The sequence below is a fragment of the Pseudomonas sp. BF-RE-25 genome (assembly GCF_019956105.1).
Taxonomy (GTDB): Bacteria; Pseudomonadota; Gammaproteobacteria; order Pseudomonadales; family Pseudomonadaceae; genus Aquipseudomonas; species Aquipseudomonas migulae.
Window position 1 is genome coordinate 20,602 of sequence record NZ_JAHBDB010000006.1, and the last position, 18,042, is coordinate 38,643.

17 protein-coding genes are annotated in these 18,042 nt (G+C 60.5%); 9 read left to right on the forward strand and 8 right to left on the reverse strand.

Features of this window, described 5'->3' with window-relative positions:
* Positions 1 to 126: 126 nt before the first annotated feature.
* A complete protein-coding gene (locus tag KGB24_RS03175) occupies positions 127 to 849 on the forward strand; it encodes a pirin family protein (protein WP_008032862.1) in 723 nt (240 codons plus the stop codon).
* 106 nt (positions 850 to 955) lie between these two features.
* Here the strand turns inward: KGB24_RS03175 and KGB24_RS03180 are convergent, their stop codons facing one another.
* Complete coding sequence (locus KGB24_RS03180) at positions 956 to 1,831, reverse strand: LysR family transcriptional regulator (RefSeq protein WP_223413862.1); 876 nt, start codon at positions 1,829 to 1,831, stop codon at positions 956 to 958.
* Positions 1,832 to 1,943: 112 nt separating this feature from the next.
* On the opposite strand from KGB24_RS03180, the gene KGB24_RS03185 reads away from it, so the two are divergent.
* The 3 genes from KGB24_RS03185 to KGB24_RS03195 all read left to right on the forward strand — a co-directional run bounded on the left by KGB24_RS03185 (position 1,944) and on the right by KGB24_RS03195 (position 5,373).
* The gene (locus KGB24_RS03185; protein ID WP_223413861.1) at positions 1,944 to 3,155 is read left to right on the forward strand and encodes a YbfB/YjiJ family MFS transporter; all 1,212 of its coding nucleotides are present in this window, start codon (positions 1,944 to 1,946) and stop codon (positions 3,153 to 3,155) included.
* Between the two features lie 57 nt (positions 3,156 to 3,212).
* Positions 3,213 to 4,211 (forward strand): NAD(P)H-quinone oxidoreductase, encoded by a 999-nt coding sequence (locus KGB24_RS03190; RefSeq protein WP_223413859.1) that lies wholly within the window; start codon positions 3,213 to 3,215, stop codon positions 4,209 to 4,211.
* A 205-nt stretch (positions 4,212 to 4,416) separates the two neighbouring features.
* Positions 4,417 to 5,373 carry an alpha/beta hydrolase gene (locus KGB24_RS03195; RefSeq protein ID WP_223413857.1) on the forward strand — a complete coding sequence of 319 codons (957 nt, stop codon included), beginning with the start codon at positions 4,417 to 4,419 and terminating at the stop codon, positions 5,371 to 5,373.
* Positions 5,374 to 5,376: 3 nt separating this feature from the next.
* Here KGB24_RS03195 and KGB24_RS03200 read toward each other — a convergent pair whose 3' ends face one another.
* From KGB24_RS03200 to KGB24_RS03210, 3 genes are all read right to left on the reverse strand, one after another.
* Entirely contained in the window at positions 5,377 to 7,191 is a 1,815-nt protein-coding gene (locus tag KGB24_RS03200) for an ABC transporter ATP-binding protein (RefSeq protein ID WP_223413856.1), read from the reverse strand.
* A gap of 162 nt (positions 7,192 to 7,353) precedes the next feature.
* On the reverse strand, positions 7,354 to 7,950 hold the full coding sequence (locus tag KGB24_RS03205; RefSeq protein WP_008032855.1) for a DUF6338 family protein: 597 nt from the start codon (positions 7,948 to 7,950) through the stop codon (positions 7,354 to 7,356).
* A gap of 170 nt (positions 7,951 to 8,120) precedes the next feature.
* Positions 8,121 to 9,149, reverse strand: a complete 1,029-nt coding sequence (locus tag KGB24_RS03210; RefSeq protein WP_008032853.1) for an AraC family transcriptional regulator — start codon at positions 9,147 to 9,149, stop codon at positions 8,121 to 8,123.
* Between the two features lie 166 nt (positions 9,150 to 9,315).
* Here KGB24_RS03210 and KGB24_RS03215 point away from each other — a divergent pair, with 166 nt between their 5' ends.
* The 5 genes from KGB24_RS03215 (at position 9,316) to KGB24_RS03235 (ending at position 12,616) form a co-directional block, all read left to right on the forward strand.
* Entirely contained in the window at positions 9,316 to 10,167 is an 852-nt protein-coding gene (locus tag KGB24_RS03215; protein ID WP_008032849.1) for a 3-hydroxybutyryl-CoA dehydrogenase, read from the forward strand.
* Positions 10,154 to 10,756, forward strand: a complete 603-nt coding sequence (locus KGB24_RS03220; RefSeq protein ID WP_008032848.1) for a TetR/AcrR family transcriptional regulator — start codon at positions 10,154 to 10,156, stop codon at positions 10,754 to 10,756. Before KGB24_RS03215 ends, KGB24_RS03220 begins: the two co-directional genes overlap by 14 nt.
* A gap of 38 nt (positions 10,757 to 10,794) precedes the next feature.
* A complete protein-coding gene (locus tag KGB24_RS03225) occupies positions 10,795 to 11,466 on the forward strand; it encodes a hypothetical protein (protein ID WP_223413855.1) in 672 nt (223 codons plus the stop codon).
* Between the two features lie 188 nt (positions 11,467 to 11,654).
* The gene (locus tag KGB24_RS03230; RefSeq protein WP_192226533.1) at positions 11,655 to 12,068 is read left to right on the forward strand and encodes a VOC family protein; all 414 of its coding nucleotides are present in this window, start codon (positions 11,655 to 11,657) and stop codon (positions 12,066 to 12,068) included.
* A 119-nt stretch (positions 12,069 to 12,187) separates the two neighbouring features.
* Positions 12,188 to 12,616 (forward strand): hypothetical protein, encoded by a 429-nt coding sequence (locus KGB24_RS03235; protein ID WP_207286373.1) that lies wholly within the window; start codon positions 12,188 to 12,190, stop codon positions 12,614 to 12,616.
* Positions 12,617 to 12,720: 104 nt separating this feature from the next.
* Here the strand turns inward: KGB24_RS03235 and KGB24_RS03240 are convergent, their stop codons facing one another.
* The 4 genes from KGB24_RS03240 to KGB24_RS03255 form a co-directional block, all read right to left on the reverse strand.
* Positions 12,721 to 13,947 (reverse strand): RtcB family protein, encoded by a 1,227-nt coding sequence (locus KGB24_RS03240; protein WP_207286374.1) that lies wholly within the window; start codon positions 13,945 to 13,947, stop codon positions 12,721 to 12,723.
* 66 nt (positions 13,948 to 14,013) lie between these two features.
* Complete coding sequence (gene metC, locus KGB24_RS03245; RefSeq protein WP_223413854.1) at positions 14,014 to 16,764, reverse strand: cystathionine beta-lyase; 2,751 nt, start codon at positions 16,762 to 16,764, stop codon at positions 14,014 to 14,016.
* A 23-nt stretch (positions 16,765 to 16,787) separates the two neighbouring features.
* Positions 16,788 to 17,444 carry a glutathione S-transferase N-terminal domain-containing protein gene (locus tag KGB24_RS03250; RefSeq protein ID WP_223413853.1) on the reverse strand — a complete coding sequence of 219 codons (657 nt, stop codon included), beginning with the start codon at positions 17,442 to 17,444 and terminating at the stop codon, positions 16,788 to 16,790.
* Positions 17,441 to 18,037: a hypothetical protein gene (locus KGB24_RS03255; RefSeq protein ID WP_008032837.1), complete on the reverse strand. Its 597-nt coding sequence runs from the start codon at positions 18,035 to 18,037 to the stop codon at positions 17,441 to 17,443. Before KGB24_RS03255 ends, KGB24_RS03250 begins: the two co-directional genes overlap by 4 nt.
* Between the last annotated feature and the right edge of the window lie 5 nt (positions 18,038 to 18,042).

Genomic DNA, 18,042 nt, shown 5'->3' on the forward strand with positions numbered 1-18,042 from the left:
AGTCTGCTTATTATTGTCAACCTACATGAGACAGTATTTCAATTTCCATCTACTTATTGCACCACAGGATAAACATTAACCTTCTCCTCACTCGGACGAATCAACGTCCCCACAGGAGATTTCATCATGCTGACCCTTCGCAAAGCTTCCGATCGCGGCTTGGCCAATCATGGTTGGTTGAAGTCGTTCCATACCTTTTCCTTCGCCAACTACCGCAACCCGAAAGAGCAGGGTTTTTCCGACCTGCTGGTGATCAACGATGACCGCGTCGCGGCCGGCAAAGGCTTTGGCCAGCACCCGCACCGTGACATGGAGATTTTCTCCTACGTGCTTGAAGGTGCCCTGGAACACAAGGACACCCTGGGCACCGGTTCGGTGATCCGCCCCGGTGACGTGCAACTGATGAGTGCCGGCAGCGGCGTGGCACACAGCGAGTACAACCACTCGGCGACCCGTGGCGTGCACTTCCTGCAAATCTGGATCGTGCCGGACGTCAGCGGCGCCAAACCGCGCTATCAGCAAGAGCATTTCAATACACAGAAGAAACGCGGGCGTCTGCAACTGATCATCTCCCCCGAGGGGAAAAACGGTTCGCTGAAGGTGCGCCAGGATGCGCGGGTGTATGCCGGCCTGATCGATGGCAAGGAAAGTGCCACGCTGGAACTGGCCGCCAATCGTTATGCCTACGTGCATGTGGCGCGCGGCAGCGTCGAACTCAACGGCCTGCAATTGCAGGAAGGCGATGGCGTGCGGGTTCGCGATGAACAGTTGCTGACCCTGAGCAACGGCGTGGATGCCGAAGTGCTGGTGTTTGACCTGCGTCCTCAGGAATTGCCTGAAATGCCGTAATCCGGTGTGAAGTAATCGCCACCTCGCTGCGCTCGACAGCTCCTACAGGTACACGCAAATCCCTGTAGGAGCTATCGAGCGCAGCGAGGTGGCGATCTTTCAGCCGTCACTCCCCTGTCCCCGCAAACCCCGCCACAATCTCATCGATCACCACCCGCACCCTCGCGGTATGCCGCAAGTCCTCGTGCGTCACCAGCCATATGTCATACGGCACCGGTCGTGTGCGTTCCGGCCATAGCCTGACCAGCCCGTCGCGCTCCCCCATGTACACCGGAATTTCCCCCAGCCCGATGCCCGCGGCAATCGCCCGGCGCACCAGCAGACTGGAGCTCAGGCTCGAAACGATGCGCCCGCGCCCCAACGGTTCCGAGACCAGCGTGATGTCTTTGTTGTTCTGCAAATACGGCTGATACACCACCAGATCATGCCCCTCGAACGCCGAACCCGGTGCCGGCACACCGTGGGTGTCCACATACTCCCGGGAGGCAAACAGGCCCACCGGCCAACGCGCGATGCGCCGGGCGATCAGGTCCGGGTTGTCTGGCCGGGTGTTGCGCACGGCGATGTCGGCTTCGCGTTTCGACAGGCTCAGAATCTGCGTCGAAGCGTCCAGTTGCACGCGCACGTCGGGGTGCTGTGCATGCAAGCGGGCAATCGCCGGGATCAGGAAGTCGATGGCCATGGAGTCCGTGGTGCTGACCCGAACGATACCGGTCAGCCGGTCGTCGAGCCCTTGAATCTGGCGCTGCATCTCCAGTGCGGAGTGCTCCATTTTCTCCACGGCTTTCAACGCCGCTTCACCGACGGCTGTCAGCGCGTATCCCTCCGAAGTGCGCAGAAACAGCGTCGCACTCAAGGACTTCTCCAGTGCTGTGATCCGCCTCCCGACGGTGGCCTGATCGACCCCCAGCACCCGCGCCGCGCCACGTAACGTCGATTCCCGGCATACGGCCAAAAACACCCTGGCGTCATCCCAATTCATAGGTTTCTCCACTGCTGCATATACGCATCACCATAACGCAAAATTGCTGCGTTATTGCATCAATGAATCTGGATAAGCTGGGCACCATAGATAAACCTGGAGGACGGCTCCCATGCCCAGCACATCAACCACCCCGCGCAGCGCGATCTGGCTGCCGATTTTCGCCGGCCTCTGCGCCAGCCTTGTCAGCATCGGCCTGGCGCGGTTCGCCTACACGCCGTTGATTCCCTCATTGATCCAGGCGCACTGGTTTTCCGCCAGCGACGTGGTGTACCTCGGCGCCGCCAATCTGGTGGGTTACCTGATTGGCGCGCTGATCGGCCATCCGCTGGCCCGTCGGACCTCCAACAAAAGCGCCCTGCGCCTGATGATGCTGGCGGTGACGCTGTCGTTTTTCGCGTGTGGCTTTCCGTTGTCGGTGAGCTGGTTCTTCGGCTGGCGCTTGCTGTCGGGCGTCGCTGGCGGCGCGATCATGGTGTTGGTGGCCGCGACCGTGCTGCCGCATGTGCCGGCGTCCCGCCGAGGGCTGGCCAGTGGTGCGATTTTCCTGGGCATCGGTTTGGGTATCGCCGGCTCCGGGACGATTGTGCCGCCGCTGTTAAGCCTGGGTTTGCAGAACACCTGGTTCGGTCTCGGCGCGCTGGCATTGGTGCTGACCGTCGCCAGTTGGTTCGGTTGGCCGTCAGCCACGCACGCGGCCACCGCGGCACCGTCCGCTGAACCCTCGACGATGCCGACTGACCCGAACGTTTACCTGCTGTTCGCCCAATACGCGTTCATGGCTGCCGGGCTCGTGCCCGCCATGGTGTTTCTGGTGGATTACGTTGCCCGCGGGCTCGGGGCTGGCGCGCACATTGGCGCTCTTATCTGGGTGATGTACGGCCTCGGCGCGATTATCGGGCCGGTGAGTTACGGTTTTCTGGCTGACAAACTGGGCGCACGGCTGAGCATTCGCCTGGTGCTGGTGGTGCAGGCAGTTGCGGTCGGTTTACTGTCGATTTCAAGTGCTTTCACCGCGCTGGCCTTGCTCGCGGTGATCCTCGGCTCGTTCCCACCAGGCATCGTGCCACTGGCATTGGCCCGGGTTCACGAACTGATCCCGAACCATCATCAACAGCAGATTGCCTGGAGTCGCGCCACCGTGTCGTTCGCCACGTTCCAGGCGATTGCCGGGTTTGCGTATTCGGCGTTGTTCAACGCCAGCGGCGGGCATCATGCGCTGTTGTTCATCCTTGCAGCGGGCGCCATTGTCATAGCCCTGCTGCTGGAGCAAGGCATGCGCTTGCTGAATCGTCGCGACCGGCGGCAACCTGTATTGAGCTGAGTCACCGACGGCTTGATGTGGTCCCACTTACTGAACATTTCCAGACAGGACACTCACATGAATCTGCCCCACACCATGACCCTGATCGAAATCACCGAACCCGGCGGCCCGCAGGTATTAAAGCCACGCCAGGCGTCAGTACCAACCCCGGGGCCGGGCGAAGTGCTGATTCGCGTACACGCTGCCGGGGTCAATCGCCCCGACGTGATTCAACGTGCCGGCAAGTACCCGATGAAACCCGGCATGAGCCCGATTCCGGGCCTGGAAGTGGCCGGTGAAGTGGTGGCGGTCGGTAAAGGTGTCAGCGAATTTATCGTCGGCGACAACGTCTGCGCACTGACCAACGGCGGCGGTTACGCACAATACTGCGTCGCGCCGGCCGGCCAGACGCTGCCGATTCCTCAAGGCATGGACTGGGTGCACGCGGCGGCGGTCCCGGAAACCTTCTTCACCGTGTGGGCCAACCTGTTTGACATGGGCGGCGCTGCCAAAGGTCAGCGCGCATTGATCCATGGCGGCACCAGCGGCATCGGCACGACCGCCTTGATGCTGTGTCGCGAATTCGGCGTCAAGGCCTTCGCCACGGCGGGCAGTGAGGAAAAGTGCGCGGCGATCCGTACGTTGGGCGCCGAAGCGATCAACTATCGCGATCAGGATTTCGCCCAGGTCATCCAGGAAAAAACCGCTGGCAAAGGCGTCAATGTCATCCTCGATATCATGGGCGGCTCGTACCTGAATTCGAACATCGCGGCGCTGGGCATGGAAGGTCGACTGGTGATGCTGGGCTTTCTCGGCGGCGCCCACGCCAAGGACGTCGACCTGTTGGCGATCATGAGCAAACGCGCCATCGTGACGGGCTCGTTGCTGCGCCCACGCACCGTGGAAGAAAAGGCCTCGATTGCCGAGCAGTTGCGTGAATACGTGTGGCCGGTGCTCGCTGCCGGGCGTTGCCTGCCGATGATCGACAAGGTTTATCCGTTGGCCGAGGCGGCACAGGCGCATGCGCGGATGGAAGGTGGCGAGCACATTGGCAAGATTGTGTTGCGGGTGGATTGATCTGCAATTGTGGCGCCCCCTCTGTAGGAGCAAGCTTGCTCGCGATAGCGGTGTGTCAGTCGACAGCATTGCTTAATGTGCCACCGTCATCGCGAGCAAGCTTGCTCCTACAAGGAGGGTTGGTGAACGGCTGTCGAAAATGTTCCCTCCGCCGACACGCTTCTGTTAAAAACCGGACTTCAGTTTTTTACCGACGGACCATCCGATGCCCTCCTCCCCGCTCACACGTCTGCGCCGACGCTGGCTGCCCTTGCTGTGCATGGCCGCGCTGATTGTCGGCCTGCCGGTGAGTTGCGGCGTGCTTGAGCACACCGAGCGCGAGCTGCTGTTCCGTATCGAGCCGGGAACGGCGGGCTGGTATCGCGGTTTGCCGAAGGACGTTCAAGAATTCGACATCCAGCCCGCCAGTTTCAAGGATGGGCAAAACCTGCATGCCTGGTGGTGGCCGGCGGCTCGTCGTGATGCGCCTTCGATCCTCTATTTGCACGGTGTGCGCTGGAACCTCACCGGCCAGGCGTTTCGCATCGAACAATTGCGCGCCATGGGCTATTCCGTCCTGGCGATCGACTACCGCGGGTTTGGTCAGAGCAAAGGCGATCTGCCGTCGGAAGCCAGTGTGTATGAAGACGCGCGAGCCGCCTGGGAACGCTTCACAACGATGCAACCGGACGCCAGCAAGCGCCTGATCTACGGCCATTCCCTCGGCGGTGCGGTAGCCATCGACCTCGCGTCAGACCTGGCCGCACAGGCGAAAAAGAACCATGTCGCCGTCCCGGTGCGCGGTCTGGTGATCGAGTCCACGTTCACGTCACTGGGCGATGCCGTGGCCCAAGTGGCTGAAAGTAACCTGCCGGTGAAATGGCTGCCGGTGCGCTGGCTGCTGTCGCAGAAATTCGATTCCATCGACAAGATCGTCGACATCGACATGCCGCTGCTGGTCGTGCATGGCTTGGCCGATACATTCATGCCTTCGCGCTTCAGCCAGCAGTTGTTCAACGCCGCCAGCGAACCCAAGCGCCTGTTGTTGGTGCCGGGCGGCACGCACAACAACAGCATGAGCCTGGGCGGCACCCAGTATCGCCAGGCACTTGAGGGCCTGATGAAAGCAAAACCGCCGCAGATGGCCGGGCCGGCACTGGCTCGCGGTTCTCAGGACTCCTGACGTTTAGCGATAACCTCGCGCCTGCAAGTTGAACAATTGCGCGTAACGCCCTCCGGCGGCCACCAGACTGGCGTGATCGCCGCGCTCAAGGATTGCACCCTGATCCAGCACGATGATGTGGTCGGCATTACGCACGCTGGAAAAACGATGGGAAATCAACAGCGTCATGCGGCCTTCGGTGTGCTCGCTGAAATGCTCGAACACCGCCGCTTCCGCCGCCGGATCGAGGGCTGAGGTCGGCTCATCCAGAATCAGGATATCGGCGTCACGGCGCATGTAGGCACGGGACAAGGCAATCTTCTGCCATTGCCCGCCGGACAGTTCCTGGCCGCCGGCGAACCAGCGGCCCAATTGCGTCGCATAGCCGCGATCCAGACGCTCAATGAAAGGCGCGGCCATGCCCTCGGCGGCAGCGGCTTGCCAACGCTGCTCATCGCTGAACGCCAGGGTGTCGCCGACACCGATGTTCTCGCCCACGGAGAACTGGTAGCGAATATAGTCCTGAAAAATCACGCCTATACGCCGGCGCAGCGCATCTTCGTCCCAAGCCTGCAAGTCACTGCCGTCCAGTAGGATGCGCCCCTGATCAGGACGGTACAGGCGGGTCAGCAGCTTGATCAGCGTGGTCTTGCCCGAACCGTTCTCCCCCACCAGCGCCACGCTGTGCCCCGGCACGAGGTGCAGATCGATGCCCTCCAGCGCCGCGCGGCTCGCGCCCGGATAGCTGAACCCGACGTTTTCGAAACGCAGACCATCGCCGGGCAGCGCGCCTACGGTCAGGCTGCCGGAGTCGGCCACCACGGGCTCAGCCAGGTATTCATAGAGGCTGGACAGATACAGTCCGTCTTCGTAAAGACCACTGATGGCGCTCAAGCTGCTGCTCACTGCCGTCTGCCCCTGCTTGAACAGCACCAGGTACATGGTCATCTGGCCAAGGGTGATGCTGCCGTGGACGGTGTCGACCACCACCCACGCGTAGGCCAGATAAAACGCCCCCGTACCCAGTAATCCCAGAACAAAACCCCAGCCATCGCGGCGCAGGGTCAGCCGACGGTCTTCAGCGTAAAGACGCGCGAACGTATCGCGATAACGCTTCAACAGCAGTGGCGCGAAGCCGAACAGCTTGACCTCTTTGATGTAGCCCTCGTGGGAGAGCAGCGTCTCGATATAGTTCTGTTGCCGACTCTCCGGCGCACGACGGGTAAACAGCCTGAAGGCGTCCCCGGAAAAATGTGCTTCGGCAAAAAATACCGGCAACGCACCCACCACCAACAACACCAGCGCCCACGGCGAAAAATGCACCAGCAACACGCCAAAACTGATCAGCACGATCAGGTTCTGGATCAGCCCCAGCGACTTCATCACCAGCGCCAACGGCCGGGTCGACGCCTCGCGCCGGACCCGCACCAGCTTGTCGTAGAACTCGGAATTCTCGAACTGCACCAGCGACAACGTCTGGGCTTTCTCCAGAATCATCGTGTTGACCTTCTGCCCCAACTGCACTCGCAACAGCGATTGTTGAACCGACAGCGCCCGTTGGGTCCCGGACAGCAATGCGAGCACACCGGCTTCAAACAGCACGTAACGCACCACCGGCCACAACGGCGCACTGCCCTGCTGCGCGTGCAGTTGCATGGCGAAAACCACCGCGTCGACGATGCGTTGGCCAAGCCAGGCAGCCAATGCCGGGAGTACGCCTGCGATCAGGGTCGCCAGCACCAGGCCCAGAAACAACCCGCGAGAAGTAGCCCAGACAAGGAGCAAGGCGCGTCTGGCCTGATCGAGCAATGAGGTGACGCGGGAAAGGGCCGCTGGCATGTTTATCGGTTGCGCTTGCGCGGTCTCTCGACTTCTCTTCTTGAAGGTGGAGGCCCGATTGGAATCACCAGCCCGGGGGGAGGAGGACCACCATTTTCCCATTCTTCCATTAACCGCCTCAGTTCAGGCGGCATTACGGTCGGCATCTTGCACGTCATTTGATCACCCTATTGTTTTTGCGAACTCGACCCACTGTACTTTTGAAGCATCAATAACAATAACCTTGGCCCTGACAGGCAACGGATTGTCGTGGTTATCAATCCAGCGAGGAAACTCGAGAACAAACTGTCCGTTTGCAGGCTCCGATGGCCATTCGCTTGGCCAACCAAACAGACGCTTCCCTCCGATCAAATGCAGTATTACGAATCCCTGTCTCGATAAAAAAGCACTGTACCACTCGCTGGGGAACGAATTTTTGGTGGTGACTTTCAGCTTCCTGAGTAACGCATGAAGCTTGTCGCTGTTCGCGATGTGGCACGAAAGAACCCCCATCACCACCGCAATAACTGCTGACCATAAAGCCTCCGATTTCTTGTCCCACACGCCGACTGAGAAAAACCGCTCTCCCGTCAATAGCAACACCCCCTCCAAACCGACTACCAGCGACTGAATCACAAACGTGAAAATCAACGCCTGGACTATCTGCCCAAAGGTATCGGGTCGCTTGAACGCCGTGAGCGAGTAAAAGATCCAGGTTGCTAAAAACCCCGGGAGCAAATACTGCAGTAGCGGAATGACTTCCTTGACCAAGCTATCCATGCCATTTCCAATCCATTGAAAAATTCGACCCGGAGCAAATAGATACAGCACCTCTACAGCCTGTGTCATCCACTGCTGAAGTGCGGTAGTCACAAGAGATTTCGGGACTACAGGCGGGACTACAAGCGAAAAACCCTCCTACATTCAACAAGGAAAAACTGGACAAAAACTCAATCCAGATCCGACGTTACGTGCTCCAAAAACCGCGCTCGATAACGCCCCGGACTCTCCCCCGTCCACTTCTTGAACGCCCGGTGAAATGCACTCGGCTCCTGAAACCCCAACTGTTCGGCAATGTCACCGATGCTGGCCTTGCTCTGCCGCAATTGCTCAAACGCAACCCCGCGCCGCACCTCGTCCTTGATTTCCTGATACGAACACCCTTCCCGCTCCAGCTTGCGGCGAAAGGTGCTGGGGCTCAGATGTTGTTCCAAAGCAAAGGCCTGCAAGGTCGGCCATTGGCTGTAGTGACTGTTGCGCAAGCGCTGGTGGACTTGCGACGCGAGCCCATGCTGGTTGCGGAAGCGAATCACCAGCCATTGCGGCGCGGTGCGCAGAAACACTTTCAGCGAAGCCAGGTCCTGGACCACAGGCAAGCGCAGGTAGTGGCTGGCGAATTCGATTTCGGTGCGCTCGGCGCCGAAGGTCAGGTTCGGCCCCCAGAGCAAACGGTCATCGCTGAGGGACACGCGCTTATGGCGGAAGTCCGCGCGGTCGATGGGGATGCGCCGACCACCCAGCCAGCACATCAGGCTGATCATCAGCACCAGAAAAGTTTCTTCGCCAAAACGCGCAACATCATCGTTTTTCGCGCAGGTATCCAGGCTGATGACCGCACGTTTGCCGCGCACCGTCAGCGTGCCGCGAAAATCGCGAAGGAACAGGGCAAAGTTGTTCAGGCACTGGCGCATGGCTTTGTGCAGGTCGGGTTCCTGAATCAGGGCCCGGCAAATCAGGGCGAAGCTGCCCGGCGGCATGCCGTGGGAGTCGAGCCGGAAGAACTCGTCATCGAGCTCGCGGATCTGGATCAACCAGAGTGCAGCAAACTCACTGGCCGGCACCCGAGACACGGGCTGTTCGATCAACGCCGGATCGATACCTGCCTGTTCCAGAGCAGCCCGCCGCCGCTGCGGATTGTCCCCCAGCCCATGGATCATCGCCTGCACGAAGTAGGCGGCCACCGAATCCTTTTCCCGCATCTGAACGCTTCGCTCCCCATCACCCGAATGGCAAAAAACACCAGCACCGTTGAACAGTTCCGGCATAGGACAACCGCCCCGCCGGTTCTAGACTCGCGGCCAATAGTACGCCTTCGGCCGCTGTGGCGGCCAAGGTATCGCAGGGTTTGACCGGAAGGACGTGTACATGAATCTGCAAAACATTGGCGTGATCGGCGCAGGCACCATGGGCAACGGCATTGCACAAGTCTGCGCCCAGGCAGGGTTCAACGTGACCTTGATCGATATCTCCGAGAGCGCCCTGCAAAAGGCTGTTGCGACCGTCGGCAAAAACCTCGACCGGCAAGTTGCCAAGGACACGCTGACAGAAGCTCAAAAGCTCGCCGCCCTCGACAAGATCCGCACCAGCACCGACTACAGCAGCTTGCACAACGTGCAACTGGTGATCGAAGCCGCCACCGAAAACCTCGACCTGAAACTGCGCGTGCTGCAACAAATCGCCGCACAGGTCAGCGCCGAGTGTGTGATCGCCTCCAATACGTCGTCGCTGTCGATTACCCAACTTGCCGCCAGCGTCAGCCAGCCTGAGCGCTTCATCGGTCTGCACTTCTTCAATCCGGTGCCGGTGATGGGCCTGATCGAAGTGATTCGCGGCCTGCAAACCAGCGATGCAACCCACGCCCTGGCGCTGGACATGGCAACCACCCTGGGCAAAACCGCGATCACCGCCGGCAACCGTCCGGGCTTTGTGGTCAACCGGATTCTGGTGCCGATGATCAACGAAGCGATCCTGGTGTTTCAGGAAGGCCTGGCCAGCGCCGAAGACATCGACGCCGGGATGCGCCTGGGTTGCAACCAGCCCATCGGCCCGCTGGCACTGGCCGACCTGATCGGCCTGGACACCGTGCTGGCGATTCTTGAAGCCTTCTACGACGGTTTCAACGACAGCAAATACCGCCCGGCGCCACTGCTCAAGGAAATGGTTGCCGCCGGTTATCTGGGACGCAAGACGGGGCGTGGCTTCCATGCCTATGCCTGAGCGTTGCTCACGTTTCGCCGAGTACCGCGACAAGGTGCTGGAGCTGTTTGCCAGCAAAGGTTTCGGTCAGGTCGGCATGCGTGAGCTCGCGACGTGTCTGGGGCTTTCCCCGGGTTCGTTGTATCACCATTACCCCAGCAAACAGCACTTGCTGCTCGACCTGATCGAGGAGTTCTACGAAGAGCTGTTGGCAACCCTGGGGCGCATCGAGCAAAAGTCTCCGGCCAAGCGCGACAGGCTCAACAGCCTGATCCGCGCGCATTTGAATCTGCATCAGGAAATGCCCTGGCATTTTCGTCTGGTGGAACGCGACAGCGGCTGCCTGAATGACGAACAGCAGGCGCGCGTTCGGCAGTTGCGCGAACAGTACGAACGCACATTGCTGCTGATGCTCGGGACCAAACCCCGCCTCAGTGAACAGGCGCAACAGGCCGCCGGACATGCCATCGCCAATCTGCTGAACAGCGCGCCCTGCTGGCTGGCGCATCATCTGCTGGATGAGCCTGAGCGTAATGAACTGTTGGAAAACCTCGTGGCTGGGGCCATTGAGCGTTTGCTGCGGCCCTCGGTGCCACGCGCAGCGGCCTGAGAAACCGGACTGGTTTCAGTGGATCGAGCGAGCCACCGATGCAAAGCGTAAACCCACGCCGCATAATGGCGCGCCCTCAAACACAAAAAGGACTTCGTGTGTTATCCCGCCCCCGCTCCCTCTGGTCATGGCTCTACTACCCCCTGAGCTGTATCGCCGTCTTCGTACTGACGCTGCACATCGCCGCCTTTGACTGGTTGCTGATAACGCCCATCGATGTCGGCGGCACTTTTATGGGGGGAGGCATGGCAACCCAGCTTTATCTGATGGGCTGGGGCGCTGCCAGCGTCGGCCTGTTGCTTGCCGTGGTGTGTCGTTTGCCCGGATCAATCTACGGCTGGATCAGCGCCGGACTTTTGCCCGTGGGCATTGGCACCTGGTGGCAACTCAACTATCCGGCAAACGCCGACCAAATGATTTTGAGTACCAGCCGACAGGAGATCGGCGTGGCCATGCTGATCGGCGCAGTGCTGCTGTGCAGCGGCCTGTATGCCCGCTCGAGGATCAAAAGCCGCGCCTCAAAAACATCGCCGTCACGCTCGGCAATGTCAGGGCGAATGGCCTTGGCGACCATGCTGCTCATCTTGTTTGTCGGCGTGCCCATGGCCATTTTCAAGCAACAATCGTTACCGAACTGCGCCTTCAACAAGGCCGGTCAACAGTTGACGGTCTGCCTGGGCGAAGACGATGTCCCGGTGGTCGTGGATTGAGCGATAACCCGCACCGTTTCAATAGAAAAAACATCTAAACGATTTTTGCCAATCACCACCTCTAAGGCTTTGCTAATGCCGTTGTAGGAGCGTGCAGTCTGGATAAACGCGGCGTTCTGGAAACCATCGCGAGCAGGCTCGCTCCTACAGGAAAACCCACCTCCGTCTGTTGGCAACGGGAGCAAACAATGAAAATCAATCCCTACCTCATCTTCAACGGCGACTGCAAAGCCGCGTTCACTTTCTATGCCCAGGCCCTTCAAGGCCAGCTCGACGTCATGATGACCTTCGGTGAAAGCCCGGCGCGCGAGCACTTTGCGGCGGACCTGCACAACCTGATCATTCATACCCGCCTGTCGGTGGGCGATCAGGCGATCATGGGGTCGGACACCACACCTGATCGCCCCACGGATGACATGGCCGGTTGTTCGGTCTCGCTGAACGTCGACAGCATTGCCGAGGCGGAACGGGTCTTCAACGCATTGGCGGAAGACGGCAACGTGCAAATGCCACTGGAAGCGACCTTCTGGGCCGCGCGTTTCGGGATGCTGGTCGACCGGTTTGGTGTGTCGTGGATGGTCAATTGCGAAAAGGATCAGTGACTTTACCGGCAAGCAAACGCCCAACCTGAAAAGGCTGGGCGTTCTGGACACTCCCGGACCGTCTGCTACCGTCAACAGGCCACCCCGCCTCGCAGCAGAACCTTCGGAGGAAACCCACCATGCCCGCCCACGACGCGCCCTGGTCCACCCGTTTGAAAATATCGCTGCTGGCGACAGCGCTCGCCGGAACCCTGCTGGCGTTGAGTGGTTGCGCCACGGTCGATGCCCAGACCACTGCTTATGTGGGTGTCGAGCATCCCGCGCCGACGCTGGCCAGTGAAGTCGTGGTGTTGCGTACCGAACCCCTTCGCCCGCACATTCGATTGGGTGAAGTGCTGATCGATGCCAGCGTTGATCCCGCCCCCCCGATCACCCAGGTAGAAGGAAAACTTCGGGACGAGTCAGCCAAGCTCGGTGGCGATGCCGTGGTGGTGGTCTACGACCATATCCAACCGATGGGCGCTTATGTCAACGGGCCGCTATGGGCTCGCGATGTAAGAACCATTGAGGGGCGCAAACTCAAAGGGATCGTGATCAAGTATCGGTAGATCAAAACATCGCCGCCTCGTTTCACTCGACAGCTCCTACATTGGAATGCGTATCCCCAGTAGGAGCTGTCGAGTGAAACGAGGCGGCGATCTTTGCATTGCGCTTAACCCTTCACGCACACCACCTGACGCAAGGTATGCAGCACTTCCACCAGTTCGCGTTGGGCGTGCATCACGCGGTCGATGTCTTTGTAGGCCATCGGTATTTCATCGATCACCGCCGCATCCTTGCGGCACTCGACGTGGGCGGTGGCGCGGATCTGATCTTCGACGGTGAACAGGCTTTTCGCTTTGGTACGGCTCATGGTGCGGCCAGCACCGTGGCTACAGGAGCAGAACGATTGCTCGTTGCCGAGCCCGCGAACGATGAAGCTTTTCGCGCCCATCGATCCCGGAATGATCCCCAGCTCCCCCTTCTGCGCCGACACCGCGCCTTTGCGGGTGACCAGGATTTCCTGACCAAAATGCCGCTCTTTCTGCACGTAGTTGTGGTGGCAGTTCACCGCCTCCAGGGCGACGTCGAACGGCTTGCCGATCACTTTCCGTGCCGCCTGAATCACCGATTGCATCATCAACGCACGGTTCTGCCTGGCGAAATCCTGGGCCCAACCGACGGCTTCAACGTAATCATCAAAATGCCGGCTGCCTTCTTCGAAGTAAGCCAGGTCACGGTCCGGCAAATTGGCGATGTGCTGGCGCATGTCGGCCTGGGCCAGTTGAATGAACAAGCAGCCAATGGCGTTGCCAACCCCGCGTGAGCCGCTGTGCAGCATGAACCAGACCCGATTGGCCTCATCCAGGCACACCTCAATGAAGTGGTTGCCGCTGCCCAACGTGCCCAAGTGCCCTCGATTGTTGGTGCTGGCGAGTTTCGGGTACTTGTCGGTAATCGCCTTGAACCGTGGGTTCAAGGCAGACCAGGCATGATCGGCCTGTTTCGGAACGCTGTCCCAGGCACCTTTGTCCCGCACCCCACGACCAACGGTGCGCCCATGGGGCACCGCTTTCTCTATCGCGCAACGCAAGCCATGTAGGTTGTCCGGCAAATCAGCGGCGGTCAGCGACGTGCACGCGGCGATCATGCCGCAGCCAATATCCACCCCGACGGCGGCGGGGATGATCGCGCCCACGGTAGGAATCACACTGCCGATGGTCGAGCCCTTGCCCAGGTGCACGTCGGGCATCACCGCCAAGTGCTTGAAGATGAACGGCATCTTCGCGGTGTTGATCAATTGCTGCCTGGCTTCGTTTTCTACCGGAACGCCTTCGGTCCAGAGCTTGATCGGTTTGCCGTTGGCGACTTCCAGCAGTTGATAGGTACGGTCTTGCATGATTCGGTTCTTTCCGGTGGCCGATGATCCGGCGCTGTGCTGAAGACTCAGCCGTGCGCTGAGTCTTCATGATATCGCAGCGAAACCACGTTGCAGATCCTCAATCAACGCCTCGACATCCTCCAGCCCGATGTGCAAGCGCAGCACCGGATTCAATGAACGGTCCGCCGCACTCTGGCGATCCTGGGTGTCGGCCACGGTGATCAGACTTTCGAAACCGCCCCAAGACGCGCCCAATCCGAACAACTGCAACGCATCGATGAAGCGCTCGACATAAGCGGCGTCCGCCTCGTTCAGTTCAAAGGACAACAAGCCGTTGCTGCCCTTGAAGTCCCGTTGCCACAAGGTGTGGCCAGGGTGGTCGGGCAAGGCTGGATGGAAGACCCGTTTCACCTGCGGTTGCGCTTGCAGCCAATGGGCGATTTCCAGCGCCTGGCGCTCATGCACCTCCAGTCTCGGTGCCAGGGTTCGTGCGCCGCGCAATACCAGATAAGCGTCATCCGGGCTGACGGTGACGCCAAAGGTGTCGCTCATGGATGCCAGCGGTTGCCAGGCATCTTCGCGGACGCAGACGCTGCCCATGACCACATCGCTGTGGCCGCACAGGTATTTGGTCAGCGCCATGATCGAGATGTCTGCGCCGAGGGTCAGCGGTCGGTACAGGTAACCCGAGCCCCAGGTGTTGTCGACGGCCAGCAGAATGCCTCGCGGTTTGCACAGGGCGGCGATGGCCGGCAAGTCGCAGAGTTCGTACAGCAAGGAGCCCGGGACTTCGGTGTAGACCATTTGGGTGTTGGCTTGCAGTTGCGCCTGCAAGTCGCTGCCGTCGGGGACGAAGTAGCTTACCTGGATGCCGAACGGTTCAAGAAATTCCCGGGCCAGACGCCGCACCGGTGCGTACACCGCATCGGTGATCAGCACATGATCGCCGGGGCGCAGGTAGGCCAGAAACGTCTGCGCGACCGCCGCCAGCCCGGTGCCGAACAGTCGCGTACGATAACCGCCTTCCAGTTCGGTGACCAGATCTTCGAGGGCGAACGCGGTTGGATTGCCGCGCGCGCCGTAACTCAACACCCGCTCGGTGTCACGGCGGGCACGGGCGTCACGCATTTGCGCGAGGTTGTCGAACAGTACCGTGCTCAGACGTGTGACCGGCACGTTGACCGAACGACCGCCACTGCCCTGCTCCGTGCGTGCCGAATGGACCAGGCGTGTGCGCACCCGCAAATCCTCGGTAGCTTGAGGTTGCAGCGGTTTGAGACTGGCGACCTCATCGTCACTCATTTGCGCCAGCAAGCCGATTTCCCAGGCCAGATACTGCCGCGCCGCATCTTTGTTGCCGGAGTGCCGATCATGGGTGAAGAACAGGAAATCGATGCATTGTTCATTGGCCGGTGTGTCCGGGCTTTCCTGCACGGTGAAACCGGCGGCACGCCAGGCAGCGAGTCCGCCGTCCAGCAGTCGCAGTTGCACGCGCTGGGCTTCGGGCAATTCCTGCGCAGCGAACGCCGCCAGCCGCGGATCATCGGCCAGCAGCACCAGAGGACGCTGCTCGCCCGCTACGTGTGCCGCCAACAGTGAGCGGATCGACCAGCGAGAGCCAGCGATGTAGCCCTTGCGAAAGGTCATGCTCGGGCGCAAATCGATCAGCGCGACGGCGTCGTCCTTCAACGCGTCGGACAGTGCCTGCACCGAGATCAATGGCAACGCCTCATGGGCGGCAACTTCCGCCTCGGGCAATGCCAGATCGCTGCTCACGCCCCCCTCAAGCACATACGCCTCATGCCCCAACTGGCGCAGCCAGCTCGCGACAATCGGCGCGCGCACGCCATCACTGTCAATCAGCACCAACCGCGCCTGACGCACACCGACGTACAGATCGGTGGATTGAATCAACTGCCCGCCCGGCGTGTGTTGTGCACCGGTCAGACTGCCAGCGGCAAACTCCTCGGCAGTGCGCACGTCGCACAGAAACAGACTGCGCCCAACCTCTTCGGCCCACTGCTCGACCTGTGCTGCCGTAACCGTTTTCACCCCGGCCCGTTCCGCCAGTCGGGCGGCGGCCAGGCGTTGCGCCGCCAATGGCGCAATGGATACCGCATCGGCATAACGACGGCTGCTGCCGTGTTCCAGCTGAAAATCTTCGAGGTACCAGCCCTGAGTACCGTTCTCCAACGCGTAGACCGGATTCTTCAAGCCCAGGTTGATCAGCGTTTGCGCGCCGATAATGCTGCGGGTCCGGCCGGCGCAATTGACCACGATTGGCGTGATGTCATCCGGCACCAGATCGTGGATGCGATAGCCCAGCTCACCGTTCGGGCAGCACACGGAACCGGGAATGGTCATCTTGCGGTATTCATCGAACGGCCGGCCGTCCAGCACCACCAGCGGCTCGCCACGGCCTTGCCATTCGGCCAACTGCTGCGCGGTGACATGCGGCGTGTGGCTGGCCTCTTCCACCAATTCGCCGAACGCCTTGGACGGCACATGCACGCCGGCAAACAGCTGATAACCGGCAGCCTGCCAGCCATCGGCGCCACCCTCGAGAACGTGCACGCGCTCATACCCCAACGCCTGAAGACGCTGGGCAGAACGCGTGGCGACATCGCCGCCACTCTGGTCATAGATCACCAGCCGCACCTGAAGGTTCGGCGCCAGCCGCCGAGCCTCCAGTTCCAGTCGGCTGTAGGGCAGATTGACCCCGAAAAACAGATGGGCCTCGCCATACTGGCCGTGTTCGCGCACATCAAACAGGGCGATTTCCTGCCCGTCGAACAGCCACTGTTGCAATTGCCCTGGGGTTACGGTCTGGCTCATGGAAGTCCCGCTTGAAAAAGAAATTATTGAAGCGCCAGAGAGCGCTCATTGGCCGCCACGTCGCGGCCCTTCGCATACGCACGTTGAATCGCCGGCCGTGCCTTGAGGCGTTCGCGCCAGGCGTGAATGTGCGGGTAGTCCGCCAGGTCCTGGCCCTGACGTTGCGGCTGGATCCACGGGAAAATCGCCATGTCGGCAATGGAGTACTCGCCCGCCACATACGGCACGTCAGCCAGACGCGTATCCAGCACCCGATACAGCCGCGTCGCTTCGGCATTGAGCAGGTCGAGGGCGAACGGAATCGGCTGCGGCGCCTTCTCCTTGAACACCTGCAACTGACTCAGGTACGGCGTGATATGCCCCACCTGCCAGAACAGCCACTCCTGGACTTTCTGCCGCTCGACGCTGCCGGCAGCGGGCAGAAAACGCCCGGCCTTGTCGGCCAGGTAATTGAGAATGGCGCCGGATTCGAACAGGTTCAGCAGTTCGCTCAAACCCTCGGGTGCATGGTCGACAATCGCCGGGATCCGTCCATTGGCGCTGATCCGCTGGAAAGCCGCCTGTTTCTGCTCGCCCTCGCGGATGTTGATCGGCACCACCCGGTACTCAAGCCCGAGTTCTTCAAGCAGGATGCCGATCTTCAAACCGTTGCCGGTCGGCCAGTAGTACAAATCGATCATGCGTAGGCCTTGATCGACGGCGCCATTTGCGACGCGTTGTAATTGAGAATGCGCCCGTCCGCTTCGACGCCATAACGGCCGTTGAGGGATTCCAGCGGCAAGCCGTAGAGATGGAAATGCAAGGTCGCACTCTCGCCTTCAACGCGAATGCCGTGCAGGTCCTCACCGAGAAACGAAATCGACGTGCCGGGTTGCACGATCACTTCCTTTTGCAGATGCAAGGTGGTGAAACCCGGCTCGCGGCCCTCGTCATCACGACCATAGACGTAGTTGATCTCCTGGCCTTCGACGGCGCTGATGATCGCCCAGGTTTCATGGTTGTGCGGGAGCGTGCTTTTGCCCGGCAACAACGAGTTCAGGTACAGCGTCGGCGTGTCGCCGTCGTCATTCAGACGATAGCGAAACGCGGTGCTGCCCTGCCCCGGCACTGGCGCGGGAAACGCGTCGAAATTGAACAGATCGCGGCGCTCGGCCAGAGCTTCGAGCAGGGAGACGATCTCCACCAGCGCGGCGCGGTCGACGCCACGTTGGTTGATGACGCGGATTTTCTTCAGGAAATCCTCGATGACGGCGGCACGGTTTTCGGTACTCATGGACA

What these genes read in the sequence shown, in the direction of transcription:
- KGB24_RS03175 (WP_008032862.1), top strand. Translation starts at nt 127, where the DNA reads ATGCTGACCCTTCGCAAAGCTTCCGATCGCGGCTTGGCCAATCATGGT.
- KGB24_RS03180 (WP_223413862.1), bottom strand. Translation starts at nt 1,831, where the DNA reads ATGAATTGGGATGACGCCAGGGTGTTTTTGGCCGTATGCCGGGAATCG.
- KGB24_RS03185 (WP_223413861.1), top strand. Translation starts at nt 1,944, where the DNA reads ATGCCCAGCACATCAACCACCCCGCGCAGCGCGATCTGGCTGCCGATT.
- KGB24_RS03190 (WP_223413859.1), top strand. Translation starts at nt 3,213, where the DNA reads ATGAATCTGCCCCACACCATGACCCTGATCGAAATCACCGAACCCGGC.
- KGB24_RS03195 (WP_223413857.1), top strand. Translation starts at nt 4,417, where the DNA reads ATGCCCTCCTCCCCGCTCACACGTCTGCGCCGACGCTGGCTGCCCTTG.
- KGB24_RS03200 (WP_223413856.1), bottom strand. Translation starts at nt 7,191, where the DNA reads ATGCCAGCGGCCCTTTCCCGCGTCACCTCATTGCTCGATCAGGCCAGA.
- KGB24_RS03205 (WP_008032855.1), bottom strand. Translation starts at nt 7,950, where the DNA reads ATGGATAGCTTGGTCAAGGAAGTCATTCCGCTACTGCAGTATTTGCTC.
- KGB24_RS03210 (WP_008032853.1), bottom strand. Translation starts at nt 9,149, where the DNA reads ATGCGGGAAAAGGATTCGGTGGCCGCCTACTTCGTGCAGGCGATGATC.
- KGB24_RS03215 (WP_008032849.1), top strand. Translation starts at nt 9,316, where the DNA reads ATGAATCTGCAAAACATTGGCGTGATCGGCGCAGGCACCATGGGCAAC.
- KGB24_RS03220 (WP_008032848.1), top strand. Translation starts at nt 10,154, where the DNA reads ATGCCTATGCCTGAGCGTTGCTCACGTTTCGCCGAGTACCGCGACAAG.
- KGB24_RS03225 (WP_223413855.1), top strand. Translation starts at nt 10,795, where the DNA reads ATGCAAAGCGTAAACCCACGCCGCATAATGGCGCGCCCTCAAACACAA.
- KGB24_RS03230 (WP_192226533.1), top strand. Translation starts at nt 11,655, where the DNA reads ATGAAAATCAATCCCTACCTCATCTTCAACGGCGACTGCAAAGCCGCG.
- KGB24_RS03235 (WP_207286373.1), top strand. Translation starts at nt 12,188, where the DNA reads ATGCCCGCCCACGACGCGCCCTGGTCCACCCGTTTGAAAATATCGCTG.
- KGB24_RS03240 (WP_207286374.1), bottom strand. Translation starts at nt 13,947, where the DNA reads ATGCAAGACCGTACCTATCAACTGCTGGAAGTCGCCAACGGCAAACCG.
- metC (WP_223413854.1), bottom strand. Translation starts at nt 16,764, where the DNA reads ATGAGCCAGACCGTAACCCCAGGGCAATTGCAACAGTGGCTGTTCGAC.
- KGB24_RS03250 (WP_223413853.1), bottom strand. Translation starts at nt 17,444, where the DNA reads ATGATCGATTTGTACTACTGGCCGACCGGCAACGGTTTGAAGATCGGC.
- KGB24_RS03255 (WP_008032837.1), bottom strand. Translation starts at nt 18,037, where the DNA reads ATGAGTACCGAAAACCGTGCCGCCGTCATCGAGGATTTCCTGAAGAAA.